Raw genomic sequence first — 17755 nt, forward strand, 5'->3', positions numbered from 1 at the left:
TAATTTAAGATTTAAAGGCGATGATTTATGATTTTAGACAATATGTTTCACAATGTTTCACGCTGCACTAATTTGCGTGATGATTTGAAGTCTAAAAAAATTGCAAAAACGGTTGCTGCGATTGCGGTTTTGGCTAGCTCAAGTGCGTTTCTTGCATCTTGCGGCGAGCCGAGTGCCGTTCCAATGAATGATGAGTTTGCAGGAAACTCTGGTCAAAGCGAAAACGATAGTGGCAATGCTTCGAAATCTTACGATTCTGGTGCTCAACAATCGCACGCTTCCGCGCAAAGTGAGGATTCGCAAAATCAGCAAAATTCGCCTAAAACAGACACTGGCAATTACAAAGATGGCGATTACAAAATCAAAGCTAAGTATGGGCCAGTTGCAGAAGATAGCATTGACGTGAATTTAAGCGTTGCAAATGGAAATATTAGCAGTGTGCAAATAACGTCTCATCCGTTTACGCCAATCTCCAAAAAACACATGAGCGCTTTCAGTGAGGCTATTCCAGGAAAAATCGTTGGAAAACCGTTAAAAGATTTGCATATTTCGGTTGTTGCTGGAGCAAGTTGGACTAGTGATGCCTTCAACAAAGCGCTTGACGTTGCTCGCCAAGAGGCTTCAATTCAATCCGCAAAATAATCTTGAACCACCTTAATCTTTGACTTCAAAAATAGTGCCTTCGTTGCGAATCATCGTTGCTGTCATGGCTCCGGTTGTTGCCATAAATGGAATAATAGCATTACTGTATTCGTGCATGAACTGTACAAAATCATGATTACAAGATATAAGCGCAACGTACAAAATAAGGAATTCGAATGCTGTAAATATTGCCCACTTAAGAATCCAAATAAGCGTTTTTTTAATAAGTTTTATATAGTACTTGCTCATGAGTTGTTTCCCTTCCAATTTGCTGTTTTGTTTGTGAGCATTGTAGCTAATTCATGTACATTGCTTATCGTTCGTATGTATTTTGTATTTCTAGTATAAATGTTGCAATCCCTCGAGCAATACTATGTACTCAGAACTCAGTACTCAAGATTGCGCGGAAAATGTTTGTAATTAGACTTAAAGCAACGCACAAATGTGCTGCGAATATAAGTTGTGAATATGTTACAAATACAAGGAGACACAAACATGAGTAGCGCAAATATGGGTAGTGTAAGCATGAGTGATTTTGGCATAAACTCTTGGCAGCCAGAAGATAACGTAAACAAAATAGGAAATGTTAGTGAAAATAGCATTAATCAAATTCAAAAGCAGGAAGATAACTTTGCGGAAAATAGTAGCGATGGGCTTTCACAAGATGAAATTGATGAATTAGCTAAGCAATTAGAAGAATTCTTTACAAAATATATTGTGCTAGAAAATGGCTCTTTTGTTGTAAAAGAGGATGCTATTATTGCAGACGGTTATGGCGATCACATAGAATATTTTCGCAATGCTGCAAAAGGATTAAATCTTTCAATGGAAGATCAGCAATAAGCTTAAATCCTTAAAGTCTTAAATCTTTAAAAATCGCTTTCATCAATAGGGTGACCTTGTGGACGCTTTATTACTCGCCACAGAATCACTAATGTTAAAACGCCATTTGCAATTCCGTAGTAATAAATCCAAGGAACGTGAATAAGCCCACAAATAAAGCATGTAATAATATTTATTAAATTATTTGAGTAATTGTTGAGTATTTGATTATTTTGTGATTCGACTTTTTTGCGCTCTCGCTCAAGAGTCATTATGTAATCTTTGTTGTTTTCTATATTCTCAACATCACTACTTATGCTGTTAGCGCCCGCGCCGCTAAGCTTAGATATATTATTTTCTATATACGCATTTTTTGCTTTAATAACGCTTTTGAGCAAGAAAAAATATGCACAAGAATACATTGCAACAGAAAGAAGTCCTAGAACAAGCCACAAAGCGAAAAAGTCAAAGCTACGCATAAAAGCAGCTGCTGAGGCAAACGCCATCGCAGCTACTTCTGCGGAGTGCAATACTACTAGTCGTTTTTTCATATAATCCTGCTGCAATCATTATTAAAAATAAATTTTCAACGCAACCAAAAGTCACATATTGTCACTCATTATAATCACATTTGATTTACATGCATTACTTGTAATCATTTATTACTACACGATTTGCTCTATTTTGCGCATGCTTATAAAGTAGAATGTAGGAAAAGTAGCATAAGATTGCAAGAAAGCCATTATGCAAAAAACGTATGCAATAGTAGATAACGACACATTAGTTTTAGCGGTTATGCAAAACGTGCTCAGCAAGCTTTTGCCAAGCGAGTACGAGTGCAAATGGTGCGTAAAATCAGGCGTGCAAGCTTTGAAATATTGCCAAGTAGCAAAAACTACTCCAGATTATATTCTGATAGATATGTCAATGAAAGACATGTCTGGAGTAGACGTAATACGCGCAATTCGTGAGAAAAACAACAGCATTATTTTAATTGGCATGACTTCTTACGATTGTAGATCCTACGCTTCTATGGTTTCGCAAGTTGGCGGGCAAGCGATGGTTGCTAAAGACAATTTCAAATGGCTAGCAGAAGCTTTGCAATATTGCGATAAGCAGAATGTGTATGGCTGCCGTTGCGTTAAAGACGTTGTTTACGATTTTGCTACTCCGCAAGAATCTTTTATTAGGCTTTCTAAATCAAGATCGCGCAGCGTTTTGCCGCCTCAAGAACTAAAAATTATGGATCTGCTTGCTAAAGGGTACACAACGAATCAGATTGCGTCTCAACTTGGTCTTATGCCAAACACTATTAACACGCATATTCATAGAATTTACAAAAAATTACATGTTTCTAACCGAGTGCAAGCAATATCCGCGTTTGCTGCAATGCAAAATCGTGAGCAAAATAGCAATATGCAATATTTTAATGATTCGCCGCAGAATCATCCGAATCTTTTGCAAGAAACGGATAACGCATGTTAATGAAAACATTTTCGCGCGTTATTGAGTTGGTTAAAAGCTGGAAAATTCAACGAACTTTATTCATAATATTGGCGATTCTTGTAGTGTCAATGGATGTGCAATCTTGCAATACAGCTGGTTTGTGGCATAATCCATTACAATCTGTGTGCCAATACGTTTGGATGTTCGCAATATTTCTTTTGATTGCTTTTCCTCGTCAAATATCCCTCGTAACTCCGATTTTATATTGCGTAACGTTAGCAGTACCAGGCGTAAATGCAACTTGCTTTCTTTTTTCATTGATCGCTAGCATGTTTGTTGCAGGCTTTTACGATTCGTGGAAGTATTTGCTTTGTGCGTACATAGTTTCGCTGAATATTATGTACTTTGCAAAAATGGCGTATATTCCGCTTACTTTCCCTTGTTTTATTCTTATTTCCATGATTTGCGGTTACGCTTTGCGCAAGTATTTGAACATGTTGGAGGAAAATAATCGCGCAAAAATGGATATTGTGCGCAGTGAGTTCCAGTCTTATATTGCTTCTGTTGCATTGCAATTGCACGACGATGTGAACAATGAGATTACGGATATTACATTGCTTGCGACTGATGCTTTGTATACCGAGAAAAGTGATCATACAAAAGAGTCGCTAGAGCAGATTGTTGAGCATTCTCGTAATACGCTTTCTAAAACGCGACTTGTTATTAATCTACTTGAGCAAGCTGAGCATAAGTATGATGATTCTTTAGATTCAAATATTGCCAGCACGCAGTTTATTTATAGTTCTAATAGCAATAATCGCATAAGTTTGGCTGATTTCTTATGCAATATTCGCGCACGCTTACAGGCTGAACGTAAGATTTGCGAGCAGCTTGGGTACTATGGCTCTCTAACAGTGAATGATAAAAGTTCGGGGAGTGGTGATTTTACTGCATCTGCAACTATTAGTACTGAAAAAGCTCAATGTGCTATTCGCATGTGCAGCGAGCTGCTTACTAATATTCGTAAGCATTGCAGTACTAGCGTTGATTTTTCTATGAATGTTATGGTTGATGAGCGTGAATGCAAAATAATGTGCATGAATTCGATTTCGACGTTGAACAAGTTTGGCGAAAGGCTTGTTTTTGGCAAAGGGCTACTGTTCCACAAAAAATTTGTGGAACGTTTAGGTGGATCTTTAAACGCGCAAAAAGATGACGACACTTGGCTGGTCAATGTTGTTATTCCGCTAAACTAGTATCAATCAGACTCTTGCGTTATCGTGGCAAAAATCGCAAATCTAACAGAATCTGCCACGATAACTCCATAAGTACGCCTCTATTTAAAAATAATTCCAAAACGGAAATATTCTTAAATGTTGATTGTTGAGAACATACAAACTGCTAATAGTAAAAGTTTTTTAAAAGTTTTCTAAAAGCACTATCGTTAAAAATAGGTACGCTTATTTGTGTAGATAAAATCTGCACGCTAGTATGTTGGTAATTTACAAAACGAGAATCACGAGGAGGTGCTTATTATGACTAATCCTTTGCGCGGTATGCGAGAAGAAGATATCGTCAAGTATTTTAAAGATCACAATCTTTCAGTTGATAAGACGTATGTATTTACAATGAAATACGACCCTTGGTGGAAAGATTTAATCAAACTATTTTTGTTACCTAAATTATTCTATGTAGCGCAAGGCGTTGTTGCGCGTATTATTGCTGCCACTAATAATGAGTTTATTATTGTTAATCCGAATGTCATTTTAGGCTCGGGTAATCTAGCTAAATTAGACGATAAGTATCTTCGTCGTATTGCGTGGAATCAACTCACTAATTTTGAAGTTATAAGTAAACCAACAACTCAAATAATTCGTTTTACTGCGAATGGCAAAACCGAAGAATGGAGTGTGCCAACGGAAAGTGCTAGCGTATGGCACTTTAATGTGTACAATCTTGATAATTTGAGAAAAACAATACAATCGCACATCTCTTGATAAGCGGATTCCAAAACAAGATATCATATATTGTATGAACACTACTTACGCAATTGTTGATAATGACACGCTTGTATTGCGATATATGCAACTTCTTCTTAAAAGTCGTTTGCCTGAAAACTTTGTTTGTGCATGGATGTGTTCTTCTGCAAAACAAGCTATTCATCGTTGCGTTGCAGAGAATACTCCTGACGTACTTTTAGTAGATATGTCAATGAGAGAAATGAGTGGTGTTGATGTAATTAAGGCAATTCGCGAGCGCAATAGCAATATTGTTTTAATTGGCATTACTTCCTACATGCTAGATGAATACGTATTGCAAGTTGCTAAGTCGGGTGGTCAAGCGCTAGTACATAAAGACAATTTAGCAGACGTAGTTGCAGCCATCCAATCGCGCGCAACAAGCTACGGTTGCCCAGAATTGCCACAATATATTGACTATTTTCACACTCCGCAAGAATCATTTAATATGATTTCTCAACTTCCGAAGACTTCAGTTTTGTCTCCTCAAGAATCGGAAATTATGCGCTTGTGCAAACAGGGATCTTCTACGAAAGAGATTGCAGATCAGCTTAATGTGAAAGTTTCAACAGTCAACACGCATTTACGGCGTATTTATGGAAAACTTCAAGTTAAAAGTCGCATGCAGGCGCTCGCTGCGCTCGCAAAATACTCGCATGACATATAACGTGTAAGAAATTAACGTGTAAAAGTAGGTAGTTATGAAATTATTAATGCGTATGATCAATTTTTTGCCGCATGATGCTTGGCAGAAAATTGGAATTGGTGCAATCATAAGTTGTACTTTGATTCTTGAAATTTGTTCCTATAATAATCTTCATTACTACTCTAATTGGCATGCAATTACAGTTGAAATAGTATGGATTGTAATATGCTTATGTATTGCAATATGGCCACGTAAGGCATCTTTTATTGTGCTCATTTGGATGCCGTTGGTAATTGTTGCACCCAATATCAACTATTCATCTATGATGCTTACCATATTGATTTGTTTGGCAATTGCTGTAATTACTCAACCTTGGTACACCGTGCTTGCTTCTTGCGGAGTATCTTCATGGCTCTTTATTATATGCGATTTTCAAAACGCTTATGTGTTGGGGTGGTGGCTTCTTATCACTCTTATTTCTAGCGCAATCGTAAAATACTATATTTCTACTATTCACCAGCAACAGGAGCAGTTATTTGCACAGCGTTACAACGTTTTTCAAAAATATGCCACTATTGCGGCAATTCGCATGCACGATGAAGTAACTAATGAGCTTTCCAGTATTATGATGATGGCACAACAATCTATTGAACCTCAAACGACTCATGACCAAGAGCATGAAAATTCACGAGAGATTCTTCAATGTGCTACTACAACTATTCATAAAGCACGCAATATCATTTCTTTTCTTGACAATGCTACAACTGCAAGCACTGGTGATGTTATGCAATCTACTACATGTTATAAAGATTTTTGCACAGGCTTACGTGTTTTATTTGACTGTGAACAAAAGTCATTTGAAAAGCTTGGCTATATTGGTTCCATTGACTTGAGTAGTGATTTAACTGCTGAAGATTCTCGATCAATGCGTTTGCCTTTTGAAGAATGTGCTCAAATTGAATATATTTGTCGAGAACTACTTGCAAACGTAAAAAAGCATGCTGCAAAACCTAAAGAATATGCTATGAATGTAATGCTTAATGACCATGAATGTCATATTACGTGTATAAATAGTGCGCAACGCGGTATTCTTGCTAACTTGCAATTAGGATATGGACTGCGTCTTCATAAGATGCTTGCGGAACGGGCTGGTGGAACTTTTAAAGTTATTGAAGATGACGATTCGTGGATTATTAATGTACACGTTCCGCTTCATGTAGAGAAATAGCCATTATGCAAGAATAATTAATTATTGTGCTTTCTTGCGATTTAATCGAGTATTTGGATGCTTTTCAATCGAGTATTTGGACGCGCCTTTGTGCAGCAGATGCAAGTAAGCGGTTAATATGTGATGCAGAATGCTGTTTCGTTGCTATTTTATATCGAGTTATCGTGGCAAAAATTGCAAATCTAGCAAAAACTGCCACGATAACTCGGTTTTTGTGTTTTATAAGTCCTGTAACGCAATTCTTTTATCTTCTGCAGACTGCTTAGATGACTTATCGTCCTTTTTAAGAGAATGCGCATAGCGAATAAGACTTCTTGCGATAAAGAACACTAAAGCACATATAGCAAGTGCGATAAGAATGTCAATTATCGGACCAAATAATGCATAGCTCATGATTCATCCTTTCTTTTTCTATATTCGTTTATGAGTGTTCGAGCTGTGTCAACATCGTATTTATCGTCAATAGCAAGACTCTTTACTAAAAGAACGAACGGGTCTTCTGGTTCATTGTCGCTTATTTGAATTTTTTCAATGAGCCTGTTAAGCCTGATTCTCATCGTTGGGTAAGAGACTTGATACATTTGCGACATTTCTTTTAACGATCCAGACGATAATACAAAGTTCTTTATAAACGACATGTCTTCGTCTGTGAGATTAGCCATCCATCTTGGAATATGATCCATATCACCCCTTTCTTCAGCCTATAAACTTTAATTAAATTAAACTTTTATTAAAAATATTAAAGTTGCTGTATGAGTTTGTCAAGAATAAACATGGGAAATATGGCACAAAGCGACATTTTTATGTCGCCAAAATTGTCGTTTTGTCGCAAAAATAATAAAGATATATATTTACGTAACATATGAGAAGATGAAGTTATCGTGACAAAAATTGCAAATCTTATAAAAACTGACGCGATAACGCGTGATTTCGGCTGCGCGATATAGTACGTAACTATTGTCGCGCAATCAGTTAAAAAACATTGTTTGTGCGTCAACGAAGTTGATGATTGTTTTAGCATGACGAGGATTGTAAGAAGTTGGATGTTTTGTAAACAACATAAATATTTTCTTATAATCGCTATTTTTTGCATTCTCAACTAAAGTTGCGCGCTGCAACAACTTGCTCACTGCTTCAGCTTCGTTAAGATTATTACGCCACTTACATTCTGCAATAAGAAGCTGCTTGTTAATATCGTCTTCTGCAACAATATCAATATCGGTTTGCTCACGAGCAATAGGATCCGCACCCCACCATTTACCTAACTTAGTTGGCAAAAAGTCCATTCCGTCAACTTTGCATTGGTGCACAATCCACTGTTCGCACATTTTCTCAAACTGTTGACCTACAAAAGTACTAAACGCTTCATGCTCACCGCCAAGAACACTACTTGCGGCAGCGTGTGAAAGTCCGCGTTCGATCAATCCTTTATTAGGCGCTACAAACCTATACCAATACGCAAAGAATGGGTCACAAATCTGCCATAATCCTTTTTTGCAATGAAGTGGATTCATGCCAAATGGAATATTTCTTTCAATTAATCCAAGGCCTTCTAATGTTTTCAAATACACGTTCACTGATGTAGCTGGCAATCCAATGCGATCCGATATTAAAGTCGGAGTATTGCATCCCGTAGCAAGAGCATTTAGCACACTATTGTATGTTGAAGGATCGCGCAATTCCTGGCGCATGAGCATGTCTGGTTCAGCGTACAAAATTCCCGAAATGTTAAAGCATAATTGCTCAAGATTTTCCGCAAACGAAGACTTATTATCTAACTGCTCTATATAGTATGGTGTTCCTCCAAGGGATGCAAAATAGTTGATTTTATCTTCCCAAGTAGCATTATTTGGCATAAGCTCAGATGCTTCAAAAAGATTAAATGGTTGCAAGCGAATCTGTGCGGTACGTCTTCCATAAAGCGGACTCTTTTTGCCAAGCACTTCACTTTCCATGAATCCTTCGTTACTGCCGCACAAAATAAGAGTCATGTTCGCGTTTTTAAATTTATGATCTATTGCGACTTGGAATGTTGACGCTAAGGATTTATCTGCTTGAGCTGCGTACGGAAATTCGTCGAAAACTAGAATAAGTGGAGATTTAGGAGCATTCTGGTCTACGGCGTTAGATTGTTGCGCAACAAAATCGAGAGCGTCGTTCCAATTATTAAACGATCCTGTAGTTGACGGTAGATTGAAGAAGTCGTACACAGTGCGCGAGAAATCACGCAAATTCTCGATATTAGTTTGCTCGCGAGCAGTAAAAAGTATTGCGTGCTTATTTTTACAGAATTGTGAAATAAGCGAAGTTTTTCCTATTCGTCTTCGACCATAAACTATTGCCATTTGGAACGAGTGTTTGCTGTTCTCATATAATTTTTCAAGTACTTGTAACTCGTCTTGTCTGCCAACAAAAACCATATTCCACCTGCCGTTACGCCAATAATTGCAATACTTTTCAGCGCATCTTATTGCTGCTGAATCTGCACTCTAGTTAATATAATCGCGATTATTATAATCATAATTATAATAATCTAAATTATATTATTTTTCAATATGCTCAACGCAATCATGCGTTATCGTGACAGTTTTTGCTAACTAGAATAAGTCGTCATGAGATCCTAAGCGTAGGAATATAATGCAATCTTCTTTAACTTGATACAACAGTAGAACATCTCGCAGATAGATTGGACTATAAAATGGCGGTTTAGGCATTGCGCATCAGCTCAGCAAAATCGTCAACAGTACCTGCAGCTATTGGTTTTTCTTTCATAGCTTCATCAATAGAGTGCTCATATGGAGAACTTTCAAGTGAAAATGGGAAACGTTGCGTATTTACAATCTGATACAAAAATAGGTTGACTGCTGAACTCATATCAAGACCATAATGTTCAAGAACTTGCGATGCACTATCTCGTATTTCTGGATTAACTCTTACACTTAATCTGCCTGTTTTAACCGTTTTTGTAGAAGTCATGTCGTTTCCTTTAAGCTTAGAATCATAAATTTGTTATTCGTGCTTTGCTTTATTGTAGCAGACATGTAGCACCCAACGTAATGCCAAAGTAGCGCCATTGTGTACACAATTATTACAAAATAACAAGTTATCATGGCAAAAATTGCAAAATTGTATCCTGCAGGATAAAATATTTTTATGGAGATACTTAAAACAGATGAGTATCGCAATTGGATGAGAAAATGGTAAATATAAGTAAATGGGATGCGAGTGAGTATCTTGAGAACGATGATGATGTTATTGCGTATCTCAATGCTGCAGCAGAACTTAACGATCCTCGCTTGTTGCAAGCCGCTATAGGCGATATTGCAAAAGCTAGAGGAATGAAAGAAATTGCTCAAAAAGCCGAGGTTGGAAGGGAAAGCCTTTACAAAAGCTTAAGACGAGACGGCAATCCCAGCTTCCAAACTATTGCGAAGGTTGTTCAAGCATTAGGTGGACGTATTGCAATAGAACCAGCAAATGTGTGACGCACACAGTTATCATGGCAGAAAATGCAAATCTTATAAAATCTGCCACGATAACTCAGTAAGTACGCGGATATTTAAAAATAGTTCCAAAACGGAAATATTCTTAAATAATTAAATAAAAAAGGTTGCTTATGAAAGTGCATAAGCAACCTAATTAATTAGTAAAGCGACTAGCGACTAGAAATCCCAATCGTCGTCGTCGGTTTCAACAGACTTGCCCATAATGTAGCTGGAACCAGAGCCAGAGAAGAAGTCGTGATTTTCGTCGGCTGCAGGAGATAGAGCCGCAAGAATCTCTGGGCTTACGTGAGTTTCTTCTTCGCTGTACTTAGCAGGGTAGCCAAGGTTCATCAAAGCCTTGTTAGCGTTGTAACGAACGAAGTCAAAAACGTCATCGTGGAAGTCAAATCCTTCGTAAATCTGACCAGAATACTCAACTTCCAAATCATACAAAGTATCAAGCAAGTTCATAGTGAACTTTTCAAGATTCTTCTTGTCGTTCTCGCTTCTAAGCTCCAAACCGCGCTGGAACTTGTAGCCAGAATAGTAGCCGTGAATCGCCTTATCTCGCAAAATCAAGCGAATCATATCGGCAGTATTCATCATCTTGCCGCGGGAAGCAAAGTAAAGCGGAAGGTAGAAACCTGCGTAAAGAAGCAACGAAGAAAGCATAGTTGCAGCAATCTTACGCTTAAGTGGATCTTCGCTCTCATACTCGCAAAGCACGGTTGTAACTCGCTGCTGCAAAACGTCGTTTCCAACAGCCCAACGGTAAGCCTCGTCAATCTCCTCGCTAGAGCAAAGAGTGGAGAAAATAGAGGAGTAGGAGCGCGCGTGAATCGACTGCATAAAAGCAATATTCGTGTAAATAGCCTGCTCGTGCTCCGTGCGTGCGTGCTCAATCTGGCAAAGTTCGCCAATAGTTGCCTGGCTGGTATCAAGCAAAGTTAAGCCTGTAAAAACGCGAGTAGTTGTCTTGCGTTCAAGATCGGTGAGGGAACGCCAAGAAGGAATATCGTTGCTCAGCGGAACCTTTTCAGGAAGCCAGAAGTTAGCAATAAGACGATTCCAAACGTCCAAATCCTTGTCGTCAACAATATTATTCCAATTAACTGGGCGCACGCGAGATCCGTGATGATAGCGGTATTGAGCTGGGGTGATGGAATCTGCCATCATAGCGTCGTCTGCGATTACGCGGTTCGTGCCGAAAGGCTTATCTAAGCTACTGCGAAGTTCTGTTGGATCGAGCGCAGTTGGGCTGAGTTCTGTCATAATTACTCCTGATTCTGTGTTTACGTTTTATAAAATTTTTAAGTTTTTGATTTAATTTGCGAAAGATTTACAACCATAAGGTTTACAGCGTGCAGCTTACGCAACCCTCGATTTCTGTACCTTCCAAAGCCTTCTGGCGAATACGAATGTAGTAAAGAGTCTTAATACCCTTACGCCACGCGTAAATCTGAGCTTTGTTCAAATCGCGAGTAGTCGTAGTGTCTGGGAAGAACAAAGTAAGAGACAATCCCTGATCTACATGCTGAGTTGCCTCCGCGTAAGTGTCAATAATTGCCTTCCAACCAATCTCGTAAGCATCCTTAAAGTACTGCATATTGTCATTCGTCATGTATGCAGCAGGGTAGTAGACGCGGCCAACTTTGCCCTCTTTGCGAATCTCAATGCGAGAAGCAATCGGGTGTATTGAACTCGTGGAATGGTTTATGTACGATATGGAACCAGTTGGAGGAACAGCCTGCAAATACTCGTTGTAAATGCCATCGCGCAAAATCTCGTCGCGCAATTGCTCCCAATCCGAAACGGTTGGAATTGCAACGTTAAAACGAGCAAACAAATCGCGAACCTTTTGAGTTTTAGGCTCAAGCGAGCGGCTGCCATCAGTGTACTTATCGAAGTAGTTGCCTTTTCCTGCAGGCTTAGCGTAAGCGCTAGTCTTAAAGCTTGCAAAAGCAGTCCCGCGCTCTACAGCCAAAGCGTGAGAAGCCTTATAAGCGTGGTAAGCAACCGTCATAAAGTACATGTCTGTAAAGTCAAGAGCTTCCTCGCTTCCGTACTGCATGTGCTCGCGAGCAAGGAAACCGTGCAAATTCATTTGACCCAAGCCAATAGCATGGCCCTCTGCGTTTCCGCGACGAATCGAAGGCACGGAATCAATCGAAGTATGCTCCGAAACAGACGTGAGCGCGCGCACAGCCAAATCAACGCTTGTACCCAAGTCACCGTCCATCGCCTTAGCAATATTAAGCGAGCCAAGATTGCAAGAAATATCGCGGCCAACGTGACTATAAGACAAGTCGGCGTTATAAGTGCTTGCTTCCTGAGTTTGCAAAATCTCGGAGCACAAGTTGCTCATAGTAATGCGGCCCTCAATAGGATTCGTGCGATTTACAGTATCTTCAAACAAAATGTAAGGGTATCCAGACTCAAACTGAATCTCTGCAAGAGTCATAAAGAATTCGCGAGCGTCGATGTACTTCTTGTGAATGCGAGGATTTGCAACCATCTCATCGTAATGCTCGGTAACGGAGATGTCTGCAAAAGGCTTTCCGTACTCGCGCTCAACGTCGTAAGGGCTAAACAAAGCCATCTTTTCCTTACGCTTAGCAAGCTCAAAAGTAATATCTGGAATCACAACACCCAAAGAAAGCGACTTAATACGAATCTTCTCGTCCGCGTTCTCGCGCTTAGTGTCAAGGAAACGCATAATATCTGGGTGGTGAGCGCTAATATACACGGCACCAGCGCCCTGACGAGCGCCAAGCTGATTAGCATAAGAGAATGAATCTTCCAAAAGCTTCATAACAGGCACAACGCCACTCGACTGATTTTCGATGCGCTTAATAGGAGCACCAAGCTCGCGCAAATTCGTAAGAAGCAGAGCCACGCCGCCGCCGCGCTTAGAAAGCTGCAAAGCAGAGTTAATTCCGCGTGCAATAGACTCCATATTATCTTCCAAACGCACGAGGAAGCAGCTCACAGCCTCTCCGCGCTGAGCTTTACCAAGATTCAAGAACGTTGGAGTGGCTGGCTGGAAGCGGCCTGCAAGCATCTCGTCCAAATAGTTGAGCGCTGCTTTTTCATCGCCATCTGCAAGTTCCAAAGCTACGGCTGCTGCGCGCTGAGCGAAGTTTTCCAAATATTGCTTGCCGTCGAAAGTCTTTAAAGCGTAAGAAGTGTAGAACTTAAAAGCACCCAAGAAAGTGCCAAAAGTGTGGTGAGCAGCTTCTGCGTGCTCGTAGAACTTATCTAGAAACTCGCTGCTATACTTGCTGAACACGTTTCCGTTGTAGTAGTAGTTGCTAATCAAATAGTTCAAGCGCTCATGAGTTGAAGCAAACTTCATGCTGTGTTCTTGCACGTAACCCGAAACGTAAAGCTTTTCTGCTTCCTGATCTTTATCAAACTGAATACCTTTTTCTGGGTCGAAAAGACCGAGCATAGCGTTAAGAACGTGGTAGTCGCGGCTGTTGCGAATGCGCTCTGCTGTGCTGCTAGCAGTGTTGGTGTCGTCAGTGTGATCAAGATTAAGCGAAGTAGATTCGCTCATCGGATCCGTGCTATTCATGGTGTTTATTCCTTTCCTCGTGCGTTAGTTTTGCTTTTCAAACGCTGTTTTTTGTTGATTTTGTTTATTTGTTTATTTCGTTTCTTCTGTTTCTTCTATTTTTCTGTTTCTTTTAATTGCCTTAAAAATTTTGGTATTCCCTGCGCTACTTTTTCTATATCTTCTGCAGTTCCTGTAAGTTCAAACGAATACATATTTGGGATTGCGCATTTTCCTGCGATTTGACCGCCTGCAGCGCAATATGCGTCTCCAAAATTCGTATTTCCAGAAGATATTACGCCGCGAATAAACGAACGATTTTCGCGATTGTTTAGGAATTTTCGCACTTGCATTGGTATTGCTTTAGAAATATTTCCGCCGCCGTAAGTCGGTACAATCAAAACGTATGGCTCGCGCACGTGCAATTCTGGCTCTTTTGGTCGAAGCGGTATGCGATATACGTTCACATTGTTGCTTGGAAAATCGCAATTTTTCACGAATCGTAGTGTGTTTTCGGAGACGGAAGAAAAATAGACTACAGCTCCGATTGATTCGCCTTGTGCGCGCGCTTCTGGCTCGCTTGGTTGTGACATATTTTCTTGATCACACATTTTTATGCTTCTTGATTGCTTTGATTATTTTGATTGTTGATTGTTTATTCTTGATTCTTGATTGCTTTAATCGTTTTTATTTTCGTCTTCTAGTTGACTTGCGATTTGGGCAATCAAATCTGGGCGGTATCCGCTCCACGACGAGTTTGGAGTAATCACCACTGGCGCTTGGCGATATCCTGCTGCGCGCAACTGGTCTAAAGTAGAAGGGCTTTGAGTTAAGTCTACTGTTTCAAAATTCACGCCTAGCTTAGTGAATTGACGCTTTGTGGCATCGCACTGTGGGCAATGTGGCTTGGTGAAAACTGTAATAGTCACGGTTCTTCTCCCTTCGTTGAGTGTATTCTAAGTCTTTTTTCTTTATGATTATTTAAGTTTGTGCTTTTTGGCACGATTTAACAGTCTACTACCACTTAACACTATTTATAGTGGCGTGTTGTATGTCTAATCCCTATATTTAGTGTGTCCAAATTTTGGCTATCACGCGTGTCTGTAAGATTTAAGCGGTATTTATGTTTTTTTAATAGCGACTAATAAAAGTAAAAATGTAATCTTTATCACAAAATTGCCATTAACGCGTGGGCTATGTCGTAGGCTTTGTGATCGTATGAATGACGCTTGTGCATATAGGTAGATAAACTTAAAAAAGTGTGTTTTGATTGGTTAAGTGTTAAAAATAAAGCAATCATAAAATAATAAAACGGTTATAAATATTACGGTTATAAATATTAAAAGATAGAGGTGCAAAATGGCGGAAAATCAAGCTAGAGCAAATATTGGCGTTGTTGGTTTAGCGGCTATGGGGTCGAATTTAGCGAGAAATCTTGCACATCACGGTAATACAGTTGCTGTTTATAATCGTCATTATTCGCGCACAGAAACCTTGATGAATGAGCACGGCAGTGAAGGTGCTTTCGTTCCTGCTAAAACTGTTGAAGAATTTGTTGCTTCGCTTAAGCGCCCACGCACTGCAATCATTATGGTAAAAGCTGGTGCTCCTACAGACGCTGTTATTGAAGAGCTTGCAAACGCTATGGAGCCAGGAGATATTATTGTTGACGGCGGAAACTCCTACTTTGAAGATACGATTCGCCGAGAGCGTAACATTCGCGCGCGCGGTCTTCACTACGTTGGTTGCGGTGTTTCTGGTGGTGAAGAAGGCGCTTTGCGCGGTCCTTCGATGATGCCAGGTGGCACGGAGGAGTCTTGGAAGACTCTTGGCCCTATTTTAAAGTCGATTGCAGCTGTTGCAGAAGGTGAGCCTTGCGTAACCCATATTGGCACTGATGGCGCTGGCCACTTTGTGAAGATGGTTCACAACGGTATTGAGTACTCGGATATGCAACTTATTGCAGAAAGCTACGATTTAATGCTTCGTGGTTTGGGCATGAAGTCTGACGAAATTGCGGACGTGTTTAGCGAGTGGAACAAGGGCGAGCTTGATTCTTATTTGATTGAGATTACGGCAGATGTGCTTCGACAGAAGGATGCTAAGACTGGTAAGCCTTTGGTTGAGATGATGGTGGATCACGCTGGTATGAAGGGCACGGGTACTTGGACTGTGCAGTCTGCGCTTTCTCTCGGAATACCTGTAACGGGTATTGCTGAAGCTGTGTTTGCTCGCGGACTTTCAAGCCAAGTTGCTTTGCGAGAAGCTGCTGAAAGTCAAGGCTTGACTGGTCCAGATATGCATTTTGATTTGAACGATGCTGAGCGTAAGGCGTTTATTGAGGATATTCGCCAAGCTTTGTATGCTTCTAAGATTGTTTCTTACGCTCAGGGATTCGACGAGATTGCAGCTGCTGCAATTGAGCATGATTGGAAGATTGACCAGGCTGCTGTTGCTCGCATTTGGCGAGGCGGATGCATTATTCGTGCACAATTCTTAAACCGCGTTTCCGAGGCTTTTGAATCTGGGCAGGCGAGTGTTTCCTTGATTTTTGCTCCTTACTTTAAGGATGCTATTGAAAAGTCTCAAGCTGCTTGGCGTCGTGTTATTGCGCGCGCAGTTGAGCACGGGGTTCCTGTGCCAGCATTCTCTAGCTTGCTTGCATACTACGATGGCTTGCGTTCCAAGCGTTTGCCAGCTTCGCTTATTCAGGCTCAGCGCGATTTCTTCGGCGCTCACACTTACGGTCGCATTGACGAGCCAGGAGTATTCCACACTTTGTGGGCAGAGCCTAATCGCCCAGAAGTAAAGCAAGATTAAATCAAATAATATTTATAACTAACATGCCTTTGCATTATTATGCAGAGGCATGTACTCTATTCTGATCTTTTTTAGCATATTTTATTGCTGAATTTTACTAATATTCTTAAATTGATTGATTTCCTTGATATTTCAATGGTTTTATGAAGATTTTCCCAAATGCGCCATGTTTTAAACATGCTATTTTCGCATTTGCGCCAATTTATGTAGCGCATTTAATTTTTGACTTGCTGAATATTATGCAGATTACTGAATTGCAGCGTGCAAAGTTTCTGCGGTGGTTAGCCATGCGATTTCTTCCGTGCCGTTGGCAAAAGACGCAGGATAATCTGGGTTATTATCCGAAGAAAGCGCGTTCATTAAAGCTTTTCCTTTTTGCTCTCCAGCCGTTAAGAACCAAGTGCGGCGGCTATGAGCCAGCACGGGTGCGCTAAGAGTTAATCTCATTGGCGGTTGCTTAGGGGAGTGATTCACGCCTAAAACTATGCGATCGCGATTATGAATTTGCGGCAATCCTGGGAAAAGTGAAGCCATATGTGCGTCTGGTCCCATGCCAAGAATTGCCAAATCAAACACAGGCTCTTTGCCTAGTAAGCCTATAATTTCTTCTTCGTAATCGCGTGCTGCTGCGTCTAAAATCGCATTGTTTTCAGCATCGCTAGCATTTGCCACTTCTTGCGCATTGCGATCATCTGCAGGCATTTCGTGAATATGAGACTCCTGCAAAACTTTGTGATCGCTAAGCATATTAAGAAGTAGCTCGCGAGCCTTGAGCGCATTGCGATCGTCGCTGTTATAAGCTACAAAACGTTCATCTGCCCACCAAATATGAACATTGGACCAGTTGATTGCTGGAAGCAATGGGTTGCTAGCTAACATTTGAAACATGCGAATAGAATCTGTTCCACCTGTTAGCAAAAGATGGAATGGCTTATTAAGATTTTCAACATTGTTTTGCCATTGCATAATCAAAGTCACAAGTTTTTGCGCAGCAACAGCAGCTAGAATATCTTGATTATCGTAGCCGTACACTGTTGCGTTATGCGCAAATCTAAAATCTTCAGCCATAATGAATCCTTTTATTATTTTTTA

At 40.2% G+C, this 17755-nt stretch carries 20 protein-coding genes; 9 read left to right on the top strand and 11 right to left on the bottom strand.

Annotation, left to right across the window (positions count from 1 at the left end):
* The first annotated feature begins 27 nt into the window (after positions 1–27).
* Positions 28–642 (top strand): FMN-binding protein, encoded by a 615-nt coding sequence (locus HXT55_RS01235; protein WP_004138761.1) that lies wholly within the window; start codon positions 28–30, stop codon positions 640–642.
* A gap of 12 nt (positions 643–654) precedes the next feature.
* Here HXT55_RS01235 and HXT55_RS01240 read toward each other — a convergent pair whose 3' ends face one another.
* Positions 655–891, bottom strand: coding sequence for a hypothetical protein (locus tag HXT55_RS01240; RefSeq protein WP_180372286.1), 237 nt, complete (start codon positions 889–891; stop codon positions 655–657).
* Between the two features lie 246 nt (positions 892–1137).
* Between HXT55_RS01240 and HXT55_RS01245 the strand changes: the two genes are divergently transcribed.
* The gene (locus HXT55_RS01245; RefSeq protein WP_004573685.1) at positions 1138–1485 is read left to right on the top strand and encodes a hypothetical protein; all 348 of its coding nucleotides are present in this window, start codon (positions 1138–1140) and stop codon (positions 1483–1485) included.
* Positions 1486–1511: 26 nt separating this feature from the next.
* On the opposite strand, the gene HXT55_RS01250 is transcribed toward HXT55_RS01245, so the two are convergent.
* A complete protein-coding gene (locus tag HXT55_RS01250) occupies positions 1512–2015 on the bottom strand; it encodes a hypothetical protein (RefSeq protein ID WP_014554325.1) in 504 nt (167 codons plus the stop codon).
* 193 nt (positions 2016–2208) lie between these two features.
* Here HXT55_RS01250 and HXT55_RS01255 point away from each other — a divergent pair, with 193 nt between their 5' ends.
* The 5 genes from HXT55_RS01255 (at position 2209) to HXT55_RS01275 (ending at position 6802) form a co-directional block, all read left to right on the top strand.
* Positions 2209–2949, top strand: coding sequence for a response regulator transcription factor (locus HXT55_RS01255; protein ID WP_116437933.1), 741 nt, complete (start codon positions 2209–2211; stop codon positions 2947–2949).
* Positions 2943–4166 (top strand): histidine kinase, encoded by a 1224-nt coding sequence (locus HXT55_RS01260; protein ID WP_421792273.1) that lies wholly within the window; start codon positions 2943–2945, stop codon positions 4164–4166. The genes HXT55_RS01255 and HXT55_RS01260 overlap by 7 nt, the downstream gene beginning before the upstream one ends.
* Positions 4167–4445: 279 nt before the next feature.
* Positions 4446–4907 (top strand): hypothetical protein, encoded by a 462-nt coding sequence (locus HXT55_RS01265; RefSeq protein ID WP_421792275.1) that lies wholly within the window; start codon positions 4446–4448, stop codon positions 4905–4907.
* 34 nt (positions 4908–4941) lie between these two features.
* Positions 4942–5595: a response regulator transcription factor gene (locus tag HXT55_RS01270; RefSeq protein WP_004114259.1), complete on the top strand. Its 654-nt coding sequence runs from the start codon at positions 4942–4944 to the stop codon at positions 5593–5595.
* 34 nt (positions 5596–5629) lie between these two features.
* Positions 5630–6802: an exodeoxyribonuclease V gene (locus HXT55_RS01275; RefSeq protein WP_410313169.1), complete on the top strand. Its 1173-nt coding sequence runs from the start codon at positions 5630–5632 to the stop codon at positions 6800–6802.
* 219 nt (positions 6803–7021) lie between these two features.
* Here HXT55_RS01275 and HXT55_RS01280 read toward each other — a convergent pair whose 3' ends face one another.
* The 4 genes from HXT55_RS01280 to HXT55_RS01295 form a co-directional block, all read right to left on the bottom strand.
* Positions 7022–7195 carry a hypothetical protein gene (locus HXT55_RS01280; protein ID WP_004110365.1) on the bottom strand — a complete coding sequence of 58 codons (174 nt, stop codon included), beginning with the start codon at positions 7193–7195 and terminating at the stop codon, positions 7022–7024.
* A complete protein-coding gene (locus tag HXT55_RS01285; protein ID WP_004116156.1) occupies positions 7192–7485 on the bottom strand; it encodes a DUF2089 family protein in 294 nt (97 codons plus the stop codon). Before HXT55_RS01285 ends, HXT55_RS01280 begins: the two co-directional genes overlap by 4 nt.
* Before the next feature lie 285 nt (positions 7486–7770).
* Positions 7771–9222 carry an ATP-binding protein gene (locus HXT55_RS01290; protein ID WP_004114264.1) on the bottom strand — a complete coding sequence of 484 codons (1452 nt, stop codon included), beginning with the start codon at positions 9220–9222 and terminating at the stop codon, positions 7771–7773.
* A 286-nt stretch (positions 9223–9508) separates the two neighbouring features.
* Positions 9509–9778, bottom strand: a complete 270-nt coding sequence (locus tag HXT55_RS01295) for a type II toxin-antitoxin system RelB/DinJ family antitoxin (protein ID WP_004114266.1) — start codon at positions 9776–9778, stop codon at positions 9509–9511.
* Positions 9779–9999: 221 nt separating this feature from the next.
* On the opposite strand from HXT55_RS01295, the gene HXT55_RS01300 reads away from it, so the two are divergent.
* Positions 10000–10287, top strand: coding sequence for an addiction module antidote protein (locus HXT55_RS01300; RefSeq protein WP_004114268.1), 288 nt, complete (start codon positions 10000–10002; stop codon positions 10285–10287).
* Positions 10288–10464: 177 nt separating this feature from the next.
* On the opposite strand, the gene nrdF is transcribed toward HXT55_RS01300, so the two are convergent.
* The 4 genes from nrdF to HXT55_RS01320 all read right to left on the bottom strand — a co-directional run bounded on the left by nrdF (position 10465) and on the right by HXT55_RS01320 (position 14772).
* The gene (gene nrdF / locus HXT55_RS01305) at positions 10465–11559 is read right to left on the bottom strand and encodes a class 1b ribonucleoside-diphosphate reductase subunit beta (RefSeq protein ID WP_004114270.1); all 1095 of its coding nucleotides are present in this window, start codon (positions 11557–11559) and stop codon (positions 10465–10467) included.
* A gap of 82 nt (positions 11560–11641) precedes the next feature.
* Positions 11642–13864: a class 1b ribonucleoside-diphosphate reductase subunit alpha gene (nrdE, locus tag HXT55_RS01310; protein WP_080575267.1), complete on the bottom strand. Its 2223-nt coding sequence runs from the start codon at positions 13862–13864 to the stop codon at positions 11642–11644.
* Between the two features lie 95 nt (positions 13865–13959).
* Positions 13960–14454 carry a class Ib ribonucleoside-diphosphate reductase assembly flavoprotein NrdI gene (gene nrdI / locus HXT55_RS01315; protein WP_004116137.1) on the bottom strand — a complete coding sequence of 165 codons (495 nt, stop codon included), beginning with the start codon at positions 14452–14454 and terminating at the stop codon, positions 13960–13962.
* 66 nt (positions 14455–14520) lie between these two features.
* Entirely contained in the window at positions 14521–14772 is a 252-nt protein-coding gene (locus HXT55_RS01320; protein ID WP_004114274.1) for a glutaredoxin family protein, read from the bottom strand.
* Positions 14773–15202: 430 nt separating this feature from the next.
* Between HXT55_RS01320 and gndA the strand changes: the two genes are divergently transcribed.
* Positions 15203–16663, top strand: a complete 1461-nt coding sequence (gene gndA, locus HXT55_RS01325) for an NADP-dependent phosphogluconate dehydrogenase (protein ID WP_013399773.1) — start codon at positions 15203–15205, stop codon at positions 16661–16663.
* Positions 16664–16909: 246 nt separating this feature from the next.
* On the opposite strand, the gene pgl is transcribed toward gndA, so the two are convergent.
* Entirely contained in the window at positions 16910–17731 is an 822-nt protein-coding gene (gene pgl, locus HXT55_RS01330) for a 6-phosphogluconolactonase (protein WP_004138753.1), read from the bottom strand.
* Between the last annotated feature and the right edge of the window lie 24 nt (positions 17732–17755).

It is taken from the genome of Gardnerella sp. KA00718 (genome assembly GCF_049244285.1).
GTDB classification, from domain to species: Bacteria; Actinomycetota; Actinomycetes; order Actinomycetales; family Bifidobacteriaceae; genus Bifidobacterium; species Bifidobacterium vaginale.

Excerpts from the sequence above, each read along its gene's own strand:
- HXT55_RS01285 (WP_004116156.1), bottom strand. The coding sequence starts at position 7,485 with ATGGATCATATTCCAAGATGGATGGCTAATCTCACAGACGAAGACATG.
- HXT55_RS01300 (WP_004114268.1), top strand. The coding sequence starts at position 10,000 with ATGGTAAATATAAGTAAATGGGATGCGAGTGAGTATCTTGAGAACGAT.
- HXT55_RS01265 (WP_421792275.1), top strand. The coding sequence starts at position 4,446 with ATGACTAATCCTTTGCGCGGTATGCGAGAAGAAGATATCGTCAAGTAT.
- HXT55_RS01290 (WP_004114264.1), bottom strand. The coding sequence starts at position 9,222 with ATGGTTTTTGTTGGCAGACAAGACGAGTTACAAGTACTTGAAAAATTA.
- HXT55_RS01275 (WP_410313169.1), top strand. The coding sequence starts at position 5,630 with ATGAAATTATTAATGCGTATGATCAATTTTTTGCCGCATGATGCTTGG.
- pgl (WP_004138753.1), bottom strand. The coding sequence starts at position 17,731 with ATGGCTGAAGATTTTAGATTTGCGCATAACGCAACAGTGTACGGCTAC.
- HXT55_RS01260 (WP_421792273.1), top strand. The coding sequence starts at position 2,943 with ATGTTAATGAAAACATTTTCGCGCGTTATTGAGTTGGTTAAAAGCTGG.
- gndA (WP_013399773.1), top strand. The coding sequence starts at position 15,203 with ATGGCGGAAAATCAAGCTAGAGCAAATATTGGCGTTGTTGGTTTAGCG.
- HXT55_RS01240 (WP_180372286.1), bottom strand. The coding sequence starts at position 891 with ATGAGCAAGTACTATATAAAACTTATTAAAAAAACGCTTATTTGGATT.
- HXT55_RS01245 (WP_004573685.1), top strand. The coding sequence starts at position 1,138 with ATGAGTAGCGCAAATATGGGTAGTGTAAGCATGAGTGATTTTGGCATA.
- nrdE (WP_080575267.1), bottom strand. The coding sequence starts at position 13,864 with ATGAATAGCACGGATCCGATGAGCGAATCTACTTCGCTTAATCTTGAT.
- HXT55_RS01255 (WP_116437933.1), top strand. The coding sequence starts at position 2,209 with ATGCAAAAAACGTATGCAATAGTAGATAACGACACATTAGTTTTAGCG.
- nrdF (WP_004114270.1), bottom strand. The coding sequence starts at position 11,559 with ATGACAGAACTCAGCCCAACTGCGCTCGATCCAACAGAACTTCGCAGT.
- HXT55_RS01295 (WP_004114266.1), bottom strand. The coding sequence starts at position 9,778 with ATGACTTCTACAAAAACGGTTAAAACAGGCAGATTAAGTGTAAGAGTT.
- HXT55_RS01235 (WP_004138761.1), top strand. The coding sequence starts at position 28 with ATGATTTTAGACAATATGTTTCACAATGTTTCACGCTGCACTAATTTG.
- HXT55_RS01250 (WP_014554325.1), bottom strand. The coding sequence starts at position 2,015 with ATGAAAAAACGACTAGTAGTATTGCACTCCGCAGAAGTAGCTGCGATG.
- HXT55_RS01270 (WP_004114259.1), top strand. The coding sequence starts at position 4,942 with ATGAACACTACTTACGCAATTGTTGATAATGACACGCTTGTATTGCGA.
- nrdI (WP_004116137.1), bottom strand. The coding sequence starts at position 14,454 with ATGTGTGATCAAGAAAATATGTCACAACCAAGCGAGCCAGAAGCGCGC.
- HXT55_RS01280 (WP_004110365.1), bottom strand. The coding sequence starts at position 7,195 with ATGAGCTATGCATTATTTGGTCCGATAATTGACATTCTTATCGCACTT.